The organism is Methanomassiliicoccus sp., from assembly GCA_012719175.1.
GTDB lineage: Archaea > Thermoplasmatota > Thermoplasmata > Methanomassiliicoccales > Methanomassiliicoccaceae > UBA6.
This window is the reverse complement of sequence record JAAYAX010000012.1, coordinates 1-17,025: the sequence shown is the minus strand read 5'-3', so window position 1 is coordinate 17,025 and position 17,025 is coordinate 1. Positions and strand designations below refer to the sequence as shown.

The following is a 17,025-nucleotide window of genomic DNA, read 5'->3' as shown; positions in this document are numbered from 1 at the left end:
CCTATGCCGGCTGAGATAACTTTCACCGAGGACACCCTGAGGTACATCAACCTCTTCGAGGCGGTGACCAAGACCAGGGTCAAAGATTGCATGGAGACAGAGGAGAAGCTGGTGTTCGTGGTCGAGCCTGGCCAGGCCAACAGGGCCGTGGGCAAGGCTGGCGAGAACGTCATCCGCCTCAAGAACCAGACCGGGAAGAATATCCAGGTCATAGAGTACTCGGACGAGCCGGAGAAGTTCATCCGGAACGTGTTCTACAACTACAATGTGCAGAACGTCGTCATCGAGAACCGGGGCAATGTGGTGCATGCCACCGTGACCGTGGATCCCAAGGTCAAGGGGAGGGCCATCGGCAAGAACGGCCGCAACCTCAAGATCGCCCGGGACATCGTCAACCGTCACCACAACGTTCAGAGCATCAGCGTGGCTTGAGCGGTTCCCGCTCTACTTCCAACCGATCGGCGGTGGGGTACTCCTCCACCAGGAAGGACTCGTAAGGTAGCAAGGGGGCTAGATCCTTCAGCACCCACGGGGCCACCTCAACCCTTTCCTTTTCCACGTCCCTTCTGAAGAGCCCATCGGGCACACCATACTTGTCCCGCAGCACGGCCATGATCTCATCTGCGGGGCCTTCGACAACGCCTTTGAGGAGCATGCCCTCATCGGTGATCATATCCGAGGGCAGCGCAACCCTCAGCGCCCGCCTCTTTATACGTTTCCTCAGCTGCACAGAGTCCTTGAAGCTGGATGAGCAGTAATGGACGGGGATGGTGTGCTTACCTTGGACCACGCTCAGCGCCGTCTCCTCACTCCCAAGGACCGCACTGGACACATCGTCCTTGACCTCCATGCCCCTATCCTTCAGCTCCTCCCAGTTGCCCTCGGAGAACTCCAGCTCATTGAGGTTGACGAAGTCCAGACCTGCCTCCTGGGCGTAATGGACGAGGCGCCTCAGCTCCTCCTCCTTTCCGGGCATGGCCGGGACCTCCATCCCCATCTTCATACGGGAGGTCTTCTTGAACTCCGCGATCCCGGACCCCTCCAGCTGGCCCCATGCCTCCATAGGGGGATGCAGTCGCAGCTCGTCCAACCCTGCGTCCTCCAGAGCATGGTATGCGGAGATATCCAAGGATGAGGTGTAGAGGTGGATGTGGTGCCTCTTCCCGAAGGTCTCCTTTAGTAGCTTGATGAAGTGTACTGTGCGGTCTAGACATGCCACGGGGTCCCCTCCTGTTATCCCGGTGCCCAGGGCCCCTATAGTCTTGGCCTCCTCTATCACGTCCTCATCGCTGCCGGCCTTCAGCTCGTTGGCAAAGACGACGTTCTTACCCCTCTTCTCCAATGACAGTGGGCAATAGAAGCAGCCGGTGGAGCACCTGCCAGACACCAATAGCACCATCTTGGTCCCCTGGCGGCACAGCACGCATCCACGTGGTAACCGTCCGGTGTATGCGGACCCCGCCTCCATCGGTTCGACCCTCATCAGTCTGCCTGAGGCCGGGCGCCGCTATTAAAGGTTGCTTCTGCGCAAGGCAAGTACATGGGACCCTGCCGTTACCCCAGCTATCTTACTTCTTCTTTCGACCCTTTACCATCCTTCGATGGAGCTCCACATCCCCTAGAGAGGTCCAAGGGCGGCTGACCATCCCTAAAATACGTGCATCGTGATAAGGTCATGATGGTCACATGAAGATGAACACGAGGATGATCCTCGCCCTGGACGAGACGGACGAGAGCAGGGCGCTCAAGATCGCCGATGAGGTGGCCGACCTTGTGGACGCTATAAAGATCAACTGGCCCTTGGTGCTCTCCACATCGCCGGAGATGATCACCCGCCTCTCTCGAATGGCCCCGGTCATATGCGACTTCAAGATCGCGGACATACCCAACACCGACCGCCTGATCGTGGAGCAGGTGCAGAAGAGGGGTGCTGCTGGCGTTATCGTTCATGCCTTCACCGGCTCGGATTCCCTGTCCGCGGCCGTGAAGGCGGCCGAGGATCTGGATGTGTTCGTGGTGACAGAGATGTCCCATCCCGGGGGTCAGGAGTTCACCGCCCCCCTGGCCGAGCGCTTCGCCAGCATGGCCGTGGAGGCAGGGGCATCTGGCGTGATCGCACCCGCCACTCGCCCGGAGAGCATTGCTAAGGTTCGCAGGATCGTGGGAGACCTCCTCATTCTGACGCCGGGAGTGGGAGCGCAGGGAGGGAGCGCTTCTGATGCCATCTCCATGGGAGCTGACCATGTGATCGTGGGGCGTTCCATCTACGGCTCTCCAAGGCCCCGGGAGGCCGCGGAAAGGCTTGTAGAAGAGATACAGAAGGTGATACAAGCCCCATAGCGTTCGCCGGCGCGTTCCTTCGCCCCTTCGGGGCGGCCTTCCGTCTCCGCTGCGTCCTGCACCTCGCCGCGTCTTTTTTGGAAAGTCATGCCCGGAAAAGGCACATCTATAATCCCATCCGCACGGTTGTGCCAGAAAAAAGCCCTTTAAAGCCAGATTTTTTATACCGGACCAGTAATCTGAGGACGATTCTGCCTAGGAGACGTTAACGATGGATGCAAATGATGGGAGGCCAAATGGTCGTCCCCATAAGATACAGAAGCCAAAGGAAGGTGGTCTCCACGCCCTGTTCAAGGAAGATTCCTGGCTGGGTCGGAACTGGGGCACCATCCTCATCCTGGTAGCTATCATTTTTATCGCACTCTTCGTGCGTAGCTACTTCGGGTACTCCACAGCAGTGGACAATGGTTTCTTGGTCGCAGGAGGCTCGGACTCGTACTATCATCAGCGCGTTATCGGATATGTCGAGGACACAGGCAACCATCTGGTTAACGACCCCATGCTGAACTACCCTATGGGCGTCAGGAACATGAGACCGCCTCTATACGACTGGTCTGTAGCTGTTACCAGCATGTTCATGTCCGGCGTCACGGGGATGTCGATCACGGACAGCACTGGCTTTACCCTCCTGTCCTCCACGGCGTTCTGGGGGGCACTTACATGCATTCCAGTTTACATGCTGACGCGGGCCGCCTTCGGTAACCGCGCAGGGCTCCTAGCGGCTCTTCTGTTCGCGATAATGCCGGGTAACATCACCCGCAGCGTGTTCGCGGATGCCGACCACGATGCCATGATATTGTTCTTCGTGATCTTCGGTCTGTACTTCCTCTTCCGATCCCTGGCCAATATAAAAGGGACCAGATGGGTCGAGAACTGGAAAAATGTCACGTCCATTAGAACGGGCGTCAAATCTTACATGGAAACCAATCGGCGTTCCCTCATCTACGCGATGTTGGGAGGCGTCTGCTTCGCTACAGTGGCCATGATATGGACCGGGTACACGTACATGCTCATAATCGTCCTGGTCTATTTCTTGGTCCAGGTCCTTATAAACCGCTTCCGGAACATCGACTCCATGGGTGCGTTCTTCGTCATCGGGGCCATGCTCCTAACTGGCTTCGTCCTCATGGCCCCCCTGTACTGGCAGCTCAGTTACTGGAACCAGTGGTACGATGTGCCTTTCTATCTGTTCCTCGCCACGATGTTCGTGGGCGGGTTGTTCGTGGCATCCCGGGACTATCCCTGGACGCTGGTCATCCCAGTGGTCGTCGGCATAATCATCCTGGCACTGGTGGCGGTGTTCTTCCTCGCCCCCAACCTGTTCGAGGCGATCGTCACGGGCCAAGGATATCTGGTCAAGAGCAAGTTGTACTCCACCATTTCGGAAGCCACGGCCCCCACCTTCTCCAACCTGGCCATGTCATTCGGTGTGGTGACCTTCTGGCTCGCCATCATCGGCCTTATATGGGCAGCGGTGAAGATACCCAAGGACCCCTCGCCTTACTTGGTGTTCATCGTCGTGTGGATGGCGGTCAGCATGTATATGGCGGCCTCGGCCAGCAGGTTCCTGTTCAATGCCTCCCCCGCCTTCGCTATGGCCGCGGGATGGATACTGGCGCTGCTGATCACGAGGCTCAAGTTCGAGGAAATGCCCAAGACATTCAATGGCTTCTGGTCCAATCCTCTGCGAACGCTCAGGAAGAACGTGAGGATAAGCCATGTTGTAGGAGTGCTGTTCCTCGCCTTCTTGGTCATCCTCCCCAACGCTTGGGGGGCGATGGACGCGAGCATCCCGTCGGAGACCAAGAAGGACTACGACAAGCAGATCTACTATGCCCTGCCGGACGTGCTGCACCCTGCTGACTATGATGCGGTCAACGGAACGTTCCATTACCTTGGTGCGTTCTCGTATTCGCTGCCGCTACCGACCTCATACTATCCGGCCGCGTGGTCATGGCTCAAGACGCAGGACAGTAATCTGACGGAGGCAGACAGACCGGCCTTCCTATCATGGTGGGATTATGGATTCGAGGCCATACAATCGGGCGGTCACCCTACCGTGGCCGACAACTTCCAGAGCGGCTACGAATATGCCGCCTCGTTCCTGATGTCAGAGAACGAGAGCGATGCCGTCTCCCTGCTGATCATAAGACTGCTGGAGAAGACCGGCTTCACCGATGACATGAACAGCGCGTTAACTGACAATGGCGCCGATGCAGCCGCCCTCAAGGATATCATGCAGAACCCGTCCAACTATATCCAGACGGTTCTCGACAACCCCGATGTCTACAGTAAGTTCACGAGCGACATCAGCGTGGCCAACGCCAAGTATGCGGCGGCCCGCGTGGAGCTCGAGAAGGTCGGCCTTGATAAACTGGTCGATATGTACCACGATGTCAGAGAGGTCAGTGGGCACGACATCGGCTATGTGGCCGTGGACAGCAGGCTGTTCCCCTTCAGTGCGACGGGGAGCAACATCTTCTATGCCCCCGCCAAGCTCAACGATCGGAACATAGACTCGAACACCGGTTCTCCGACCGACTACTACACCATAAAGGCCATACTCAGCGACTATAGCGCCGTGGACATCCAGAACGTGACCTCCAGCGACACCGTCCTGGGCTACCAGATCTACTACACCGACCTGTTCTACGACACCATGATCTACAGGACGTTCATGGGTCTGAGCCCCTCGGACATAGGCGAGACCACCCAGGGAATACCCGGGTACTCGGGATCGCTAAGCAAGTACGACGCCATGCCGGGCTATAACCTGACCCATTTCAAGCAGGTCTACCGCACAGCTTACTACTTGCCAGACAACTCCACCACCTGGGAGGCGGTCTCCTATGAGGAGGCTAAGTACCTGCAGTCCCAGATAGATGCTGGCGCCATCAACGGTACCGTGGACATGAGCGCCTCGGTACTGCAATCCGGCGTGGTGTTCTTGCAATACTACGACGGCGCGGTACTGAACGGCACGGCTATCGCCAGTGACGGGACACCCTACTCGGGCATCCACGTTACCGTGGTCGATGAGAACGGTATACCGCATCAGACGGTCACAACCTCGTCCGACGGTTCCTACCAGGTCTACCTGCCTTTCGGCAACGTCAGCGTGGTATACTCCGTCGGAGACCTCGAAGGCAGCACCCTCATCGGCTCTGAGATCGATCGGGTGGACTACCAGGTATCCTATGCCCAGGCCATGAGGCTGGAGAGCTTCACCGCGAACGGAGACATAACCCTCGCGGGCTCGAGGTTGTCCGGTTACGTGTTCTGGGACATGGACGGGAACGGGCGTTACAGCACCGGGGATGAGGCCATCGCCGGCGCTACCGTAGTACTCGAGAATAACAAAACTGGGTTCACATCCACCGTGACCTCTGACGGCAGCGGATATTACTCCCTGCTAGGTCCGGAGAGCGACGACAACGTGCTCTACGCCACCTACGAGGACCATACCTTCGGTTACGATTCTGTGGACCTGGCCTCGACCGGTTCCCTACGCCGCAACATCGCTATAGAGCCGGCGGTGGTCAGTGGGACCATCTCCTTCCTGGAAGGCGGGACCGCCAGTGGGGTCGTGATAAGCCTCACCGACACTGCCAGCGGAGAGGTGGTCAACACCACCAGCGGGGCTGGAGGTGCGTTCACCTTTGGCCGCCTGCTGCCGGGAGAGTACAATGTGGACACTGCCGACGCCAACATCAGCGGAGGCTCCCAGACCGTTACCCTCAGTGCAGGGTCCACCGCGACCGTGAACTTGAACATGTACAGAGCGACACAGATCACCGGCCAGGTCACCATCGATGCGGTGCCCCAGGCCAATGTGGCGGTCGGCTTCATATCCGATGCCGGTGAGCTGTTCACCACTACCGATCCCTCAGGCAACTATGTGATGACACTGCCCCAAGGCACTTACACCGCATACGCTCTGACCCTGAAGGAAGGCGCGAGCATGGTGGCCATGGAGCCCCTGGTCGCCAATACCATCAGCGCCACCCTCGACCTACAACTGTCCACCGGTTCGGTGGTCACAGGAGCGGTCAAGAACGGCGGCTCGGCGGTCAGCGACGCTGAGGTTGTCTTCACCTCTACAGCTGACGCTACTTTCCTGAGGACCTCTACCAACTCCACCGGGGACTACCGTCTGGTCTTGCCCACGGGAGATTACTTCGTGTATGCGGCAGGCTCCGGAAAGGCCCACTGGGGTAACCTGGCCATAAGCGGCACCAGCACCCAGGAGATCGCCTTGCAGGATTCGACAACCATCGGAGGAACCACTTGGTACGATACCAACCTCAACGATGAGATGGACGCCAGCGAGGGCCTCGGCAACGTGGTCCTCAAGGTGCAGTCCAAGAATTCACCATCTCAGACGGTGTACTTCACATCCGATGCTTCGGGCGATTATAACATAACCCTGCCCACTGGGAACTCGTACGTGCTCACCGCCAACTTGGACGGTTACACCGAGTACACCAACACGTACGATCCCCTGAGCTCGGCCGTCACCACCAACATCGAGATGGCGGCCATCAACCGCACGGTCACCGGAACGGTAACATCCGGCGGGACCCCGGTCAACGGGATAACGGTCACCCTTACCGCCAACGGCGGTGGAGCTGTGACCACCACCGCGACCACCAGCGGGTCCGGGCAGTTCGCTGTCACCGCTGCACCTGGCACCTACTCGATCATCGTCGATCAGAACGTCTCCGGGGACAACTCCAGCATGTACAAGGCCTCCCAGTCCCTGACAGTGGAGGTAGGCAAGGACCCCGACGCCGTCAACGTCTCGCTAGACACGGTAGCCCGGGTCACGGTCAACGTGGCCATACCTTCGGGAGCATCGGGATCGGTCCGTTTCATCGGGCCCGACGAAACGACCGTGGCCGCGTCCACATCCTTCACCGAGTACCTGACACCAGGCACATATTCGGTATATACCGAGCTCTCGGACGACGGTGTGTACTACACTGACCTAAGGTCGGCGACCATAGCTGCGGGCACAGATCTGAACATCGCTCCCCAGCTCTCCTATGCCCTAACTGGGCAGTTGCAGTACGATGGTGAGGACCTTCTCATCCCCGCCAACGTCACCATCTCCTCGGGAGCGGCCGCGATTACCATGAACGCCAACAGCCAAGGGTCGTTCACCACCTACCTGGTGAACGGCACCTATACCGTGGATGCGGAGTACCACACCACGGGGACGATAGATGAAAAGACACGTTACCTTGTCTACACAGCGAGCCAAAGCGTCACTGTCAACGGCGGGCAGACCGCGGACATCGCTCTGGCCCGCAGCCTTGATAACGCCACCCTCAGCGGCTCCATCAGCGGGGCCTCCTCAGGAGTGAGCTGGACCTTCGTTGCGTTGTCCAGCACGGCCATCGATAGCGCCGCCAGCTCCGGAGCGGGCTCCTATTCCGTGAACCTCGCACCAGGGACATACAGCGCCCACGGCGTCGATGGTTCTGGCAATGTGTACTTGGGGGTCGTAAACGTCAACTCCGAGGGCACCAACACCGCCAACGTGACGTTCGAGAGCGGCCTCCTGGTCAGCGGGACGGTCCGATACAACGGAGCGGGCGCCGGTAACGCCAAGATAGTATTCTCGGACGGTGCCCAGGTCACTGCCAACGCCAACGGGGCTGGAGGCTATTCCGCCTACCTGCCACGGGGCTCCTATAATGTGACAGCAACATGGACCAACGAAGAGGTGGCCGGAGTCATCGTTACCTACTCCCGCTCCTTCGATCTGGATGTCAACTCCAGTGTGAGCAGGGACATCGATCTGGTCCGGCAGATTAAGGGAGTAGTGGAGCTGGTATGGGACTCCGGGAGCAAGACGACCGTCAACGCGGGGGAGTCCGCCACCTATGATGTTACCGTGTACAACCGCGGCAACATTGACGACACGTACGTCCTCGGCAGTGACTCCAGCTGGAACGTCACCTTCTCCGAGAACACCGTGGAGATACCTTGGGGCGCCAACAGCTTCAGGACGGTCCAGGTAACCATAGGGACCCCGGATAACGCAAAGGTAAGCCACTCCGCCATAAAGCTGACCGCCACCTCCAAGAACCACACCAGCGCATCAGGTACGGTCAACGTCGACGTCAACATCGTGCCGGTGTACGCGGTCAGTATCAACACGTCCGCGGCTCAGACGATAAGAGGCGACACCATAACCTACCCGTTCATCATCGAGAACGACGGTAACATCGTGGACACCTACAACTTCACGGTGTCCAACATAGCAGAGCTGGCGGTGCAGGGATGGACAGCCACCATCTCAGGCACGAGCAACGACTACAAGGTCGTGTCAGTGGCCGCGGGAAGCACCCAGACGGTCAATGTGGTGCTTACAAGGAACCAGGAGACACCCGATGTGAACTCCACTGTAGTGGTGGCGGTAAGCTCGGAGCAGAGCGCCACGGCCAGCGGGGAAAGGCAGATTCAGAGGGCCGACATCAGCATGCCAGAAGATGGCCTCACGGTCAGCGGAGACGGCATCAAGATGAACGCCCCGGAGATACCGGCCATGACCTGGGTGCTCCTGGTGGCTCTGGTCCTGATGCTGGTGCTGTTCGTGGTCCTTAGGGTCAACAAGGGGGTGTTCGGACGCCGAAGAAAGAGATGATCTTGATCGCAGCGGTGATATCGCTGCTGCTGACATCAGCCCTCGCCTTGCCGGTGATGGCGGATGAGGCGAGTGACTATAGAGTAAGCTTCAGCGGCGCCGAGTACCTGATCCCGTCTGAGCAGGGCGTGGTGGTGGTAAACATCGCCACCGACCGGCCCTTAGGCGACTACACCTGGAACGCGTCGATAAGTTCCGGGCAGATCACCCCCAACAAGGGTTCGGGAAGCGCGGACAGCTTCAACATCACTGTCACCGCTCCCGCTACCACAGGGGATGCGGTCCTGAGCCTGAGCCTGACCAACGGGACGGTGAACCACACCTCCACCTATACGTTGCACGTCATACAGGCCACGGTCATTTCCGCGACGGTGAAGAACAGCGGCTTCCTGGCGATGGATGATGTGAAGGTGCGGTTCCTGGCGGACGGGGCGGTCCTGAACGAGACCACCTTCAATATCGCCGCCAATTCAACCAGTACGGTATCTTACAACTGGACGGCGCACGGTCTGAGCGCAGGAGAACACACCGTGCAGGTGATGTTGGACCCGGACAACGAGTATGTGAGGTTCCTCGACGGCAGCTCCACGTACACATCCAAGTTCTTTGTTGGAGAGTCCATCTGGGGCACCATGAACATCATCTTGGCCATACTCGTGGCCATCCTCGCCTTCATCGTGTTCCTGACCTATATGAACAGGGGTAAGAAGGGGAAGAAGAAGAACTGAAACCATTTTCCTCCTTTTATTTATACAGCGATCTTTTCGTTGTCGGGAATAGCTCCAAATAGTCCCTCCTCAATTGTTCGGGGCGATCGCTATGGCTGAACATGTTGAGGATATTGGTCAGGATGGTTTCGATGCATACATTAAGGCCCACCCCAAGGTGGTAGTGGACTGCTGGGCGGCATGGTGCGGACCCTGTCGCATGATGGGCCCTATCATAGACAAGCTGGCCATGGACCATTCGGGCAAGGTGGCGTTCGCCAAGCTCAACGTCGACGAGAATCAGAAGCTAGCGCAGACGCACCGCATCATGGCTATCCCTACTTTGCTGTTCTTCAAGGACGGAAAGGTAGTAGACCAGATAGTAGGGCTCGTACCCAAGGAAGAGATCGAAGAGGTCATACGAAAGAAGCTGTGACCTCACAGCTTGCGGCAGAGCTCATCGATCTTCTTCTGTAGGCGGGCCGAGTTGACCGCCACTGCCACTTCCCCCCGGGTCTTTTCCAGGAGGGACCTGGCCACATCCTGTTTCCTTCTTATCGGTATCAGCGCGTCGGGGAAATCGAAGCGCATTATGACAAGGAACATCTCCTCCATCAAGTTGAGGTACTCCGTGGCCTTCTCCACGTCGCCCTCCCGCAATCTTTCCAGGGCGAAGCGTCGCAGCTCCCCGATGGCATCGGCCATGCCCAGCATGTAGGCGTTCCCGGTGATGCCCATGTCATCGGGGTCCGGCAGCTCCTCGTCCTTGACCATGGCCATAAGGATCGCGGCCTCCGCCAGCTCCTGCAGAGCACTCTCCACCAGGCCCGATTCCCATATCTCGGGATAGTCCTCCAGCAGAGAGCGAAGTCGGTGCGCCTCATCCAATGCCTCATGCATGAGAGGCATGGCATCGTCCTTCTTGTGTATCATATGTACGATGCTGCCTGACAGGCGGTTGATGGCCCGCGTGGACTTGATGGCGACCTCACGCACCTGATCCTTCTCTTCCAGTCTGGATTCGATGCGTTCAGCGATCTCTTCCAGGTTCTTCATATCCATTTTAACACCGCCCGTTTACATCTACCTTCTTATCGTTTCCATATGCTCGACGCGGCGCCGGATGACCTCAGGCCGCCCAATGTCATGGCGGACGAAGATGGCCTCTCCTGTCACGAAGGAGAGCGCCTCCTCACACGCCCTCTCTGCCTCCTCGATGCTGTCATCGATCCCCACCACTCCCACGGCCCGAGAGGTAGTGGTCAGCACCCTGCCGCCCTCCTCGCTTACCATGGCGTAGTAGGCGCGGGCCCCCATGGCAGCGATGCTCTTCTCATCGACATGCACTTCCTTGCCCGCCGCGGGGCTGGTTCCATACCCTTGAGGGACGACATACTTGCACACCGTGGCCTTACGGGCGAAGGAAACGTCCTTCTCGCTCAAGCTACCCGCGGCTATGCCAGCACAGATGTCCGTGAACGATGATGAAACGATGGACAGGACGTTCATGGCCTCGGGGTCCCCGAAGCGGGCGTTGAACTCGATCACCCGAGGCCCGCTTCGCGTGTTCATGAACTGCCCATACAGGATTCCACGGTAAGGACAGCCCTCCTCTTCCATGGCCGCAACCGTCGCCCGCATTATGTCAAGGGCGGCCTCCTTCTCGGTGGGGGTGACGAATGGCAAAAGGTGGTCCTCCTGAGAATATGAGCCCATGCCCCCTGTGTTCGGCCCCACATCCCCCTCGTAAGCGCGCTTGTGGTCCTGCACCAGAGGCATAGGTATCACCTTATGGCCGTCGCAGAAGGCCTGCAGGGTGAACTCCTCGCCGACCAGCCGCTCCTCGAGCACCACCCCTCCGCCGCCTATGTTATGGGAGAAGATGTCCTCAAGGTAAAGCATGGCATCCTCCTCACTGAGAAGGTGCTCGCCCATCACTTTGACCCCCTTTCCCCCTGTGAGCCCGACGGGCTTTACGACCAGGTCCTGGTCGTGGTCTCGAACATAAGCCTTCGCGGCCTCAAGGTCGTCGAAGGCCTCGAACTCTATGTTGCCAGGAACATCGTGCTTGCGCATAAGGCCCCGGGTGAAGGACTTGGACACCTCCAGCCTCGCCGCCGCCTTGCTGGGGCCGACGCAGCCGATGCCCTTGGCCTCCAGGGCATCCACCAGACCCACCTCCAGGGGGGATTCCGGCCCAATGACCGCCAGATCCACAGCTCGATCCGCCGCGAAACCCACCACCTTTTCCACGTCGGTCTCCTTCATGAGCTTGAACTCTCGGGACAGACCTGCTATGCCGGGGTTATGGTTCTTCATGGCGGAGTAGATTGTCGAACCGCTGGCGGACAGAGCGGCGGCGATGGCGTGCTCGCGTCCACCCCCTCCTACGACTAGGACCTTCATGGAAATGCCTCGCTAGGATAATGGGGGCCCGTAATAATAATTGGCGGTTCAGGCCTGGATGTTGAGCGCCTGGAACAGTTCGTCCAGCCCTTCTCCGGTCTTGGCACAGGTGCGGTAGAGCTTGGCCCCCTTCTTGACGCGGTCATAGTCGCGGTCGAGCAGGGATGCATCGATGTCCATGTATGGAAGCAGGTCGATCTTGTTGAGGACGGCGATATCCGACTCCAGGAAGATCAGGGGTTGCTTCCGCACCATGTCATCCCCCTCCGTTACGGAGATGACCACCATGCGCTGGTCCGTCCCCAAGGGGAAGTCCGCGGGGCACACCAGGTTGCCGACGTTCTCCACGAACAGGAAGTCCAGGTTTTCCAGGTCCAGTTCGTCCAGCGCGTGGTACACTAGGTCCGCATCCAGGTGGCACTCTTTTCCGGTGTTGACGTTCACCGCCTTGACGCCAGCCTTCTGGAACCTGTCGAAATCATCCTGTCCGGTCACGTCGCCGGCGAGGACCGCGACCCTGATACCCTTCTCCCTCATACGTACAGCCATCTGCTGGATGAGGAGGGTCTTGCCCGATCCGATGGAACCCATGACGTCCACGGAGCGGATACCATGTTCCCTCAGCCGGTGGTGGTTCTCATGGCCCAGCTTCCTGTTCTCGGCGAGGACGTCCGCCTCTATGGAAATGTTAGAAACCTTATGCACGAGCGCAAAGACGAGTAGGCAGTAATAACGATTTGCTCCGAAGGGGAGCATGGTATACGAAAAGGACTTCGTCCGACCCTCGACACAAATTATAAGCAAAGAGCCGTATCCCCAGCTCGGTGTCTGTTGAATGAGCTATTCTCCCCGCGTACGCGAGATCCTGCAGAAGACCGGTGCGGTCGAGGGCGACACGCTCCAGGTGAGGAGCGACAGCCACGACCATATCGGCGTCCTCATGCCCCATCACGAGTTCAGCCACCCCGACGTCGTGGTTCTGAAGTTGAAGAGCGGCTACAACGTTGGGGTCAAGGTCGTCCCGACGTCTGAGGTCTCAGTGGTCTCCAAGGGAGCGACCAGGGCGAAGGCCGACCGCGAGGGCATCAACGGCAAGGGAAAGAAACAGGTGGCGGTGCTCGGCACTGGCGGCACCATCGCCAGCTATGTCGACTATCGGACCGGTGCGGTCCATCCCGCCCTGTCCGCCGGTGACCTGGTGGCCAGCGTCCCGGAGATCGCTGAAATATGTGATGTGAGGGCCGAGGTGCTGTTCTCCATTTTCTCCGAGAACATGAGGGCCGAGAGCTGGCAGAGGATCGCTGAGTCCGTAGCGGACCGCATCAACGGAGGCATGGAGGGATGCATCATCCCCCACGGCACGGATACCATGGGCTATACATCGGCAGCTTTGTCCTTCATGCTTGAGGATCTGACAAGGCCGGTCGTCCTAGTGGGCGCGCAGCGCTCCTCCGATCGACCGTCCTCGGACGCCTACACCAACCTGCTATCGGCCGCCCGCTTTATCGTGGACACCGATGCCGCTGAGGTGGTGGTGCTGATGCATGAGAGCAGTTCCGACACCACGGCCGCTGTCCACAGGGGGACTAAAGTGCGCAAGATGCACACCTCGCGGAGGGACGCTTTCCGCAGTATCAACGAAGCCCCCATCGCCACGGTGGACTTCGAGGGACAGATCGCCTTCCATGGCGATCACCACCGGCGGTCATCTGGAAAGACCATCGCCCGGACCGCCATGGAGACCAACGTCACGCTGTTGCAGTTCTACCCCGGCATGAGCCCCACGACCTTCGGCAGCGTACTAAGGGGCAGCCGAGGGGCGGTCCTCGCCGGTACCGGCCTGGGTCATGTATCCTCGGACATGGTGGAGGAGGTGAGGAAAGCGGTCGCAGGAGGCACCACGGTGGTCATGACCTCACAGTGCCTGTACGGCATGGTGGACATGAACGTGTACGATACCGGCCGGGACCTCCTGACCGCTGGCGTCATATCCGGCGGAGACATGCTGCCAGAGACCGCACTGGTGAAGTTGATGTGGGTACTGGGACAGAAGGACGATGAGAGCAGCATCAGGGAGCTGATGACCACGAACCTGCGTGGAGAGCTGACTTCGAGGAGGGTGCAACATGAGCGAGCATGAGCTGACCTGCGGGCTGGAGATCCACCAGCAGCTTGACACCAAGAAGCTGTTCTGTGATTGCCAGACATCTCTGGTGGAGGAGGAGGGGGCCAAGTTCCAGCGGCGCCTCCGTCCTACGACGTCGGAGTTGGGGGAGATCGACCGGGCGGCCTTGGTGCAGGCGGAGAAGAAGATGCGATTCCGCTATCAGGCACCCCCCTCCGCCTCCTGTCTCGTGGATGCGGACGAGGAGCCCCCTCACTGCGCTAACGACGAGGCCCTGGACATTGTACTGACGTTCGCGGCCATGCTCCGAGCCCGGTCGGTGAACGAGGTCCACTTCATGCGCAAGATCGTCATCGATGGCTCCAATACCACGGGTTTCCAACGCACTGCCATGATCGCTACCGACGGGGTGTTGGAGGTCAACGGCCGCGCCATCTCCGTACCCACGTTCTGCCTGGAGGAGGACGCCGCCCGCAAGGTGGACACCAAGGCCGGGGAGATCACATACCGCCTGGACCGCCTGGGGATCCCGCTCATCGAGGTGGCCACCGGTCCCGAGCTGCACACGCCTGAGGAGGTAAAGGAGGCCGCCCAGCGCCTGGGCTCGATGATGCGCGCCACCAGGAAGGTGAAGAGGGGGATCGGCACCATCCGCGAGGACGTCAACATATCCATCCCCGGGGGAAGCAGGATCGAGATCAAGGGAGTGCAGGAGCTGAGACTTCTTCCCGTATATGTGGAAAAGGAAGTGGAGAGGCAGCGTTCCCTGCTGCGGATACGGGACGTGTTGAAGGAGAGGAACGTCGCCAGGAGCGAGACCGCGATACAGGACCTCACGGAAACGTTCATCAAGTGCCCTTCCAAGGTGATCATGGGCGCGCTCAAGAAGGGCGGGAAGGTGCTCGGCGCTCCCCTTCCCGGCTTTGCCGGGGTACTGCGCTCTCCTGATAACAAGCTGCGCCTGGGAGCGGAGATGGCGCAGTATGCCCGCACCAAGGGTGTGGCCGGAATATTCCACTCCGACGAGCTACCGAACTACGGGATAGATCAGAGCTATGTGGATGAGGTGTGCAGGACCTTCAACCTGGGAACTCAGGATTCATTCGTGCTCTGCGCGGATGAGGTCAACAGGGCGGAGGCGGCATTGAACGCAGCCCTGGCCCGGGCCTACGAAGCCCTGGTGGGCGTTCCCGAGGAGACCCGCGACCCCCTCCCCGACGGCACCAGCACCTACTCCCGCCCCCTGCCGGGGGCTGCCAGGATGTACCCGGAGACGGACGTCCCGCCAATCACCTTGGAGAAGGACAGGCTGGACCGCATCGCGTCCAACCTCCCCGAGATGCCGGAGGTTCGCACCGCCCGCATTGCGTCCACATATGGCATCCATGAGCAGCAGGCAAAGCAGTTGGTGCGTGACGGATGGGACGACCTCTTCGAAGAGGTCGCCTCGAACAAGGAGCTCGCCGGCATCGCGGCCCGGACCCTGCTCTCGACCTTGCCCGAGCTAGAGCGGCAGGGCGTGGACGTCAGCAAACTGGACGAGGCCGCCTTGCGCGAGGTGTTCACATCCTTATCCAAGGGAGGGTTCGCCAAGGAGGCGGTGCCCGACGTCCTATCGTTGGTGGCCAAGGGCAATAGCGTCCCTCAGGCGATCAAGGAGCTGGGAATAACGGTGATTTCCACCGATGAAGCTGCTGAGGTGGTAGCCAGGATCGTGCATGAGCGGGAAGGTTTTGTGCGCGAGAAGGGAGCGGGCGCGGTGGGCCCTCTCATGGGCGTGGTGATGGGCGAGCTCAAGGGCAAGCTCGACGGAAAGGCGGCAAGCGACCTGATAAAGAAGGAGATCGAGAAGCTTCTCTCCTCCTGAGCGTACCCTCTCGGCCGCCCTGGGTACGAACTATGCATCCGCCCCCATGGCGGCATAGGGCCTGTCATTATCGACTGGCCTTGCCCATCCTAACACGGCCTGTCTTTATTAAGACCTACTTGGAGCCCTCTTCGCTGGACCCTTTCTCCTCCACATCCTCGAACTTGTCCAGGGTGTTGGTCATCACCTTCTGGAGAATATCGATCTGCCCCTGGTAGTAATCCCTCTTGTCCGGATGCTCCACCTTCAGGTACTCGATCTCATCGATGTTGTCCTGTATGTCCTGCTTTACCAGGACCACGCCGCCGCTCTGCTCGATGACCTGGGTGACATATGCGGCCATCCTGTTCGTCCTTTCCTTCTTCTTATCCTTGGAGTTCCTCATCATAATCTCCTCGATACTGCCCTGGGATTGTGGGCATTCTCCCTACCCACAGACCAGTAACACCGTCACGGTGCAGAACCATCCATATGGTCCTTCCGTTCCCCTGAACAGTGACGCTTGGGGCGTCTACGCCCTGCATCACCTTCTTCTCCTTATAAACCAAACCGCTCCACCCACGGCCCCGATCACGGCCACGAGCACTCCGCCCAGGAGCACGGGGTTCCCCATGATGTCTCCCAGGGCATCGTTCCCAGAGCTGCCCACCGAGAACTCAACGGCCCCCTCAACGGTATGACCCGATCCGTCCGTGCCCTTCACGGTCACGCTGTGTGGTCCGTTCCCGAGCCCTGCGAACGACACCGAAGTGGAGTTCAGGGGGATCTCCACGAACGCTCCGTCGTCAAGGGAATACTCCAGCTTGCCGAGGGCTGCGCTGTCGACCACGGTGAAGTGGACGGTCACATTCCCATCTGGATAGATCTTCCCTGGCTCCAGGAACACGATCCCGGGGGACCCCTGGGAGATGGCAATGGTGGTGTTCTT

Annotated in this window: 13 protein-coding genes; 7 read left to right on the top strand and 6 right to left on the bottom strand. The window is 59.3% G+C overall.

Features of this window, described 5'->3' with window-relative positions; genetic code table 11:
- Positions 1-3: 3 nt before the first annotated feature.
- On the top strand, positions 4-432 hold the full coding sequence (locus GXX95_09155; protein ID NLT38309.1) for a NusA-like transcription termination signal-binding factor: 429 nt from the start codon (positions 4-6) through the stop codon (positions 430-432).
- Here the strand turns inward: GXX95_09155 and GXX95_09150 are convergent.
- Positions 419-1,483, bottom strand: a complete 1,065-nt coding sequence (locus GXX95_09150) for a radical SAM protein (GenBank protein NLT38308.1) — start codon at positions 1,481-1,483, stop codon at positions 419-421. The genes GXX95_09155 and GXX95_09150 overlap by 14 nt on opposite strands.
- A 203-nt stretch (positions 1,484-1,686) precedes the next feature.
- On the opposite strand from GXX95_09150, the gene pyrF reads away from it, so the two are divergent.
- The 4 genes from pyrF to trxA all read left to right on the top strand — a co-directional run bounded on the left by pyrF (position 1,687) and on the right by trxA (position 10,135).
- Positions 1,687-2,340, top strand: coding sequence for an orotidine-5'-phosphate decarboxylase (pyrF, locus tag GXX95_09145; GenBank protein NLT38307.1), 654 nt, complete (start codon positions 1,687-1,689; stop codon positions 2,338-2,340).
- A gap of 211 nt (positions 2,341-2,551) precedes the next feature.
- Entirely contained in the window at positions 2,552-8,992 is a 6,441-nt protein-coding gene (locus tag GXX95_09140) for a hypothetical protein (GenBank protein NLT38306.1), read from the top strand.
- Positions 8,989-9,720: a hypothetical protein gene (locus tag GXX95_09135; GenBank protein ID NLT38305.1), complete on the top strand. Its 732-nt coding sequence runs from the start codon at positions 8,989-8,991 to the stop codon at positions 9,718-9,720. Before GXX95_09140 ends, GXX95_09135 begins: the two co-directional genes overlap by 4 nt.
- 91 nt (positions 9,721-9,811) lie before the next feature.
- Positions 9,812-10,135, top strand: a complete 324-nt coding sequence (gene trxA / locus GXX95_09130) for a thioredoxin (protein NLT38304.1) — start codon at positions 9,812-9,814, stop codon at positions 10,133-10,135.
- A 2-nt stretch (positions 10,136-10,137) separates the two neighbouring features.
- Here the strand turns inward: trxA and GXX95_09125 are convergent, their stop codons facing one another.
- From GXX95_09125 to hypB, 3 genes are read right to left on the bottom strand one after another with little or no spacing between them, the layout of a single operon-like run.
- Entirely contained in the window at positions 10,138-10,761 is a 624-nt protein-coding gene (locus tag GXX95_09125) for a translin family protein (protein ID NLT38303.1), read from the bottom strand.
- Between the two features lie 21 nt (positions 10,762-10,782).
- The gene (purD, locus tag GXX95_09120; GenBank protein ID NLT38302.1) at positions 10,783-12,105 is read right to left on the bottom strand and encodes a phosphoribosylamine--glycine ligase; all 1,323 of its coding nucleotides are present in this window, start codon (positions 12,103-12,105) and stop codon (positions 10,783-10,785) included.
- Positions 12,106-12,153: 48 nt separating this feature from the next.
- Entirely contained in the window at positions 12,154-12,810 is a 657-nt protein-coding gene (gene hypB / locus GXX95_09115; GenBank protein NLT38301.1) for a hydrogenase nickel incorporation protein HypB, read from the bottom strand.
- A 130-nt stretch (positions 12,811-12,940) separates the two neighbouring features.
- Between hypB and gatD the strand changes: the two genes are divergently transcribed.
- Both gatD and gatE read left to right on the top strand, forming a co-directional pair.
- Positions 12,941-14,245 carry a Glu-tRNA(Gln) amidotransferase subunit GatD gene (gene gatD, locus GXX95_09110; protein NLT38300.1) on the top strand — a complete coding sequence of 435 codons (1,305 nt, stop codon included), beginning with the start codon at positions 12,941-12,943 and terminating at the stop codon, positions 14,243-14,245.
- On the top strand, positions 14,232-16,097 hold the full coding sequence (gene gatE / locus GXX95_09105; GenBank protein ID NLT38299.1) for a Glu-tRNA(Gln) amidotransferase subunit GatE: 1,866 nt from the start codon (positions 14,232-14,234) through the stop codon (positions 16,095-16,097). Before gatD ends, gatE begins: the two co-directional genes overlap by 14 nt.
- A 115-nt stretch (positions 16,098-16,212) precedes the next feature.
- Here gatE and GXX95_09100 read toward each other — a convergent pair whose 3' ends face one another.
- Positions 16,213-16,482, bottom strand: coding sequence for a hypothetical protein (locus GXX95_09100; GenBank protein ID NLT38298.1), 270 nt, complete (start codon positions 16,480-16,482; stop codon positions 16,213-16,215).
- A gap of 138 nt (positions 16,483-16,620) precedes the next feature.
- Positions 16,621-17,025: hypothetical protein (locus GXX95_09095; GenBank protein NLT38297.1), on the bottom strand; the 405-nt coding region annotated here is incomplete at its 5' end.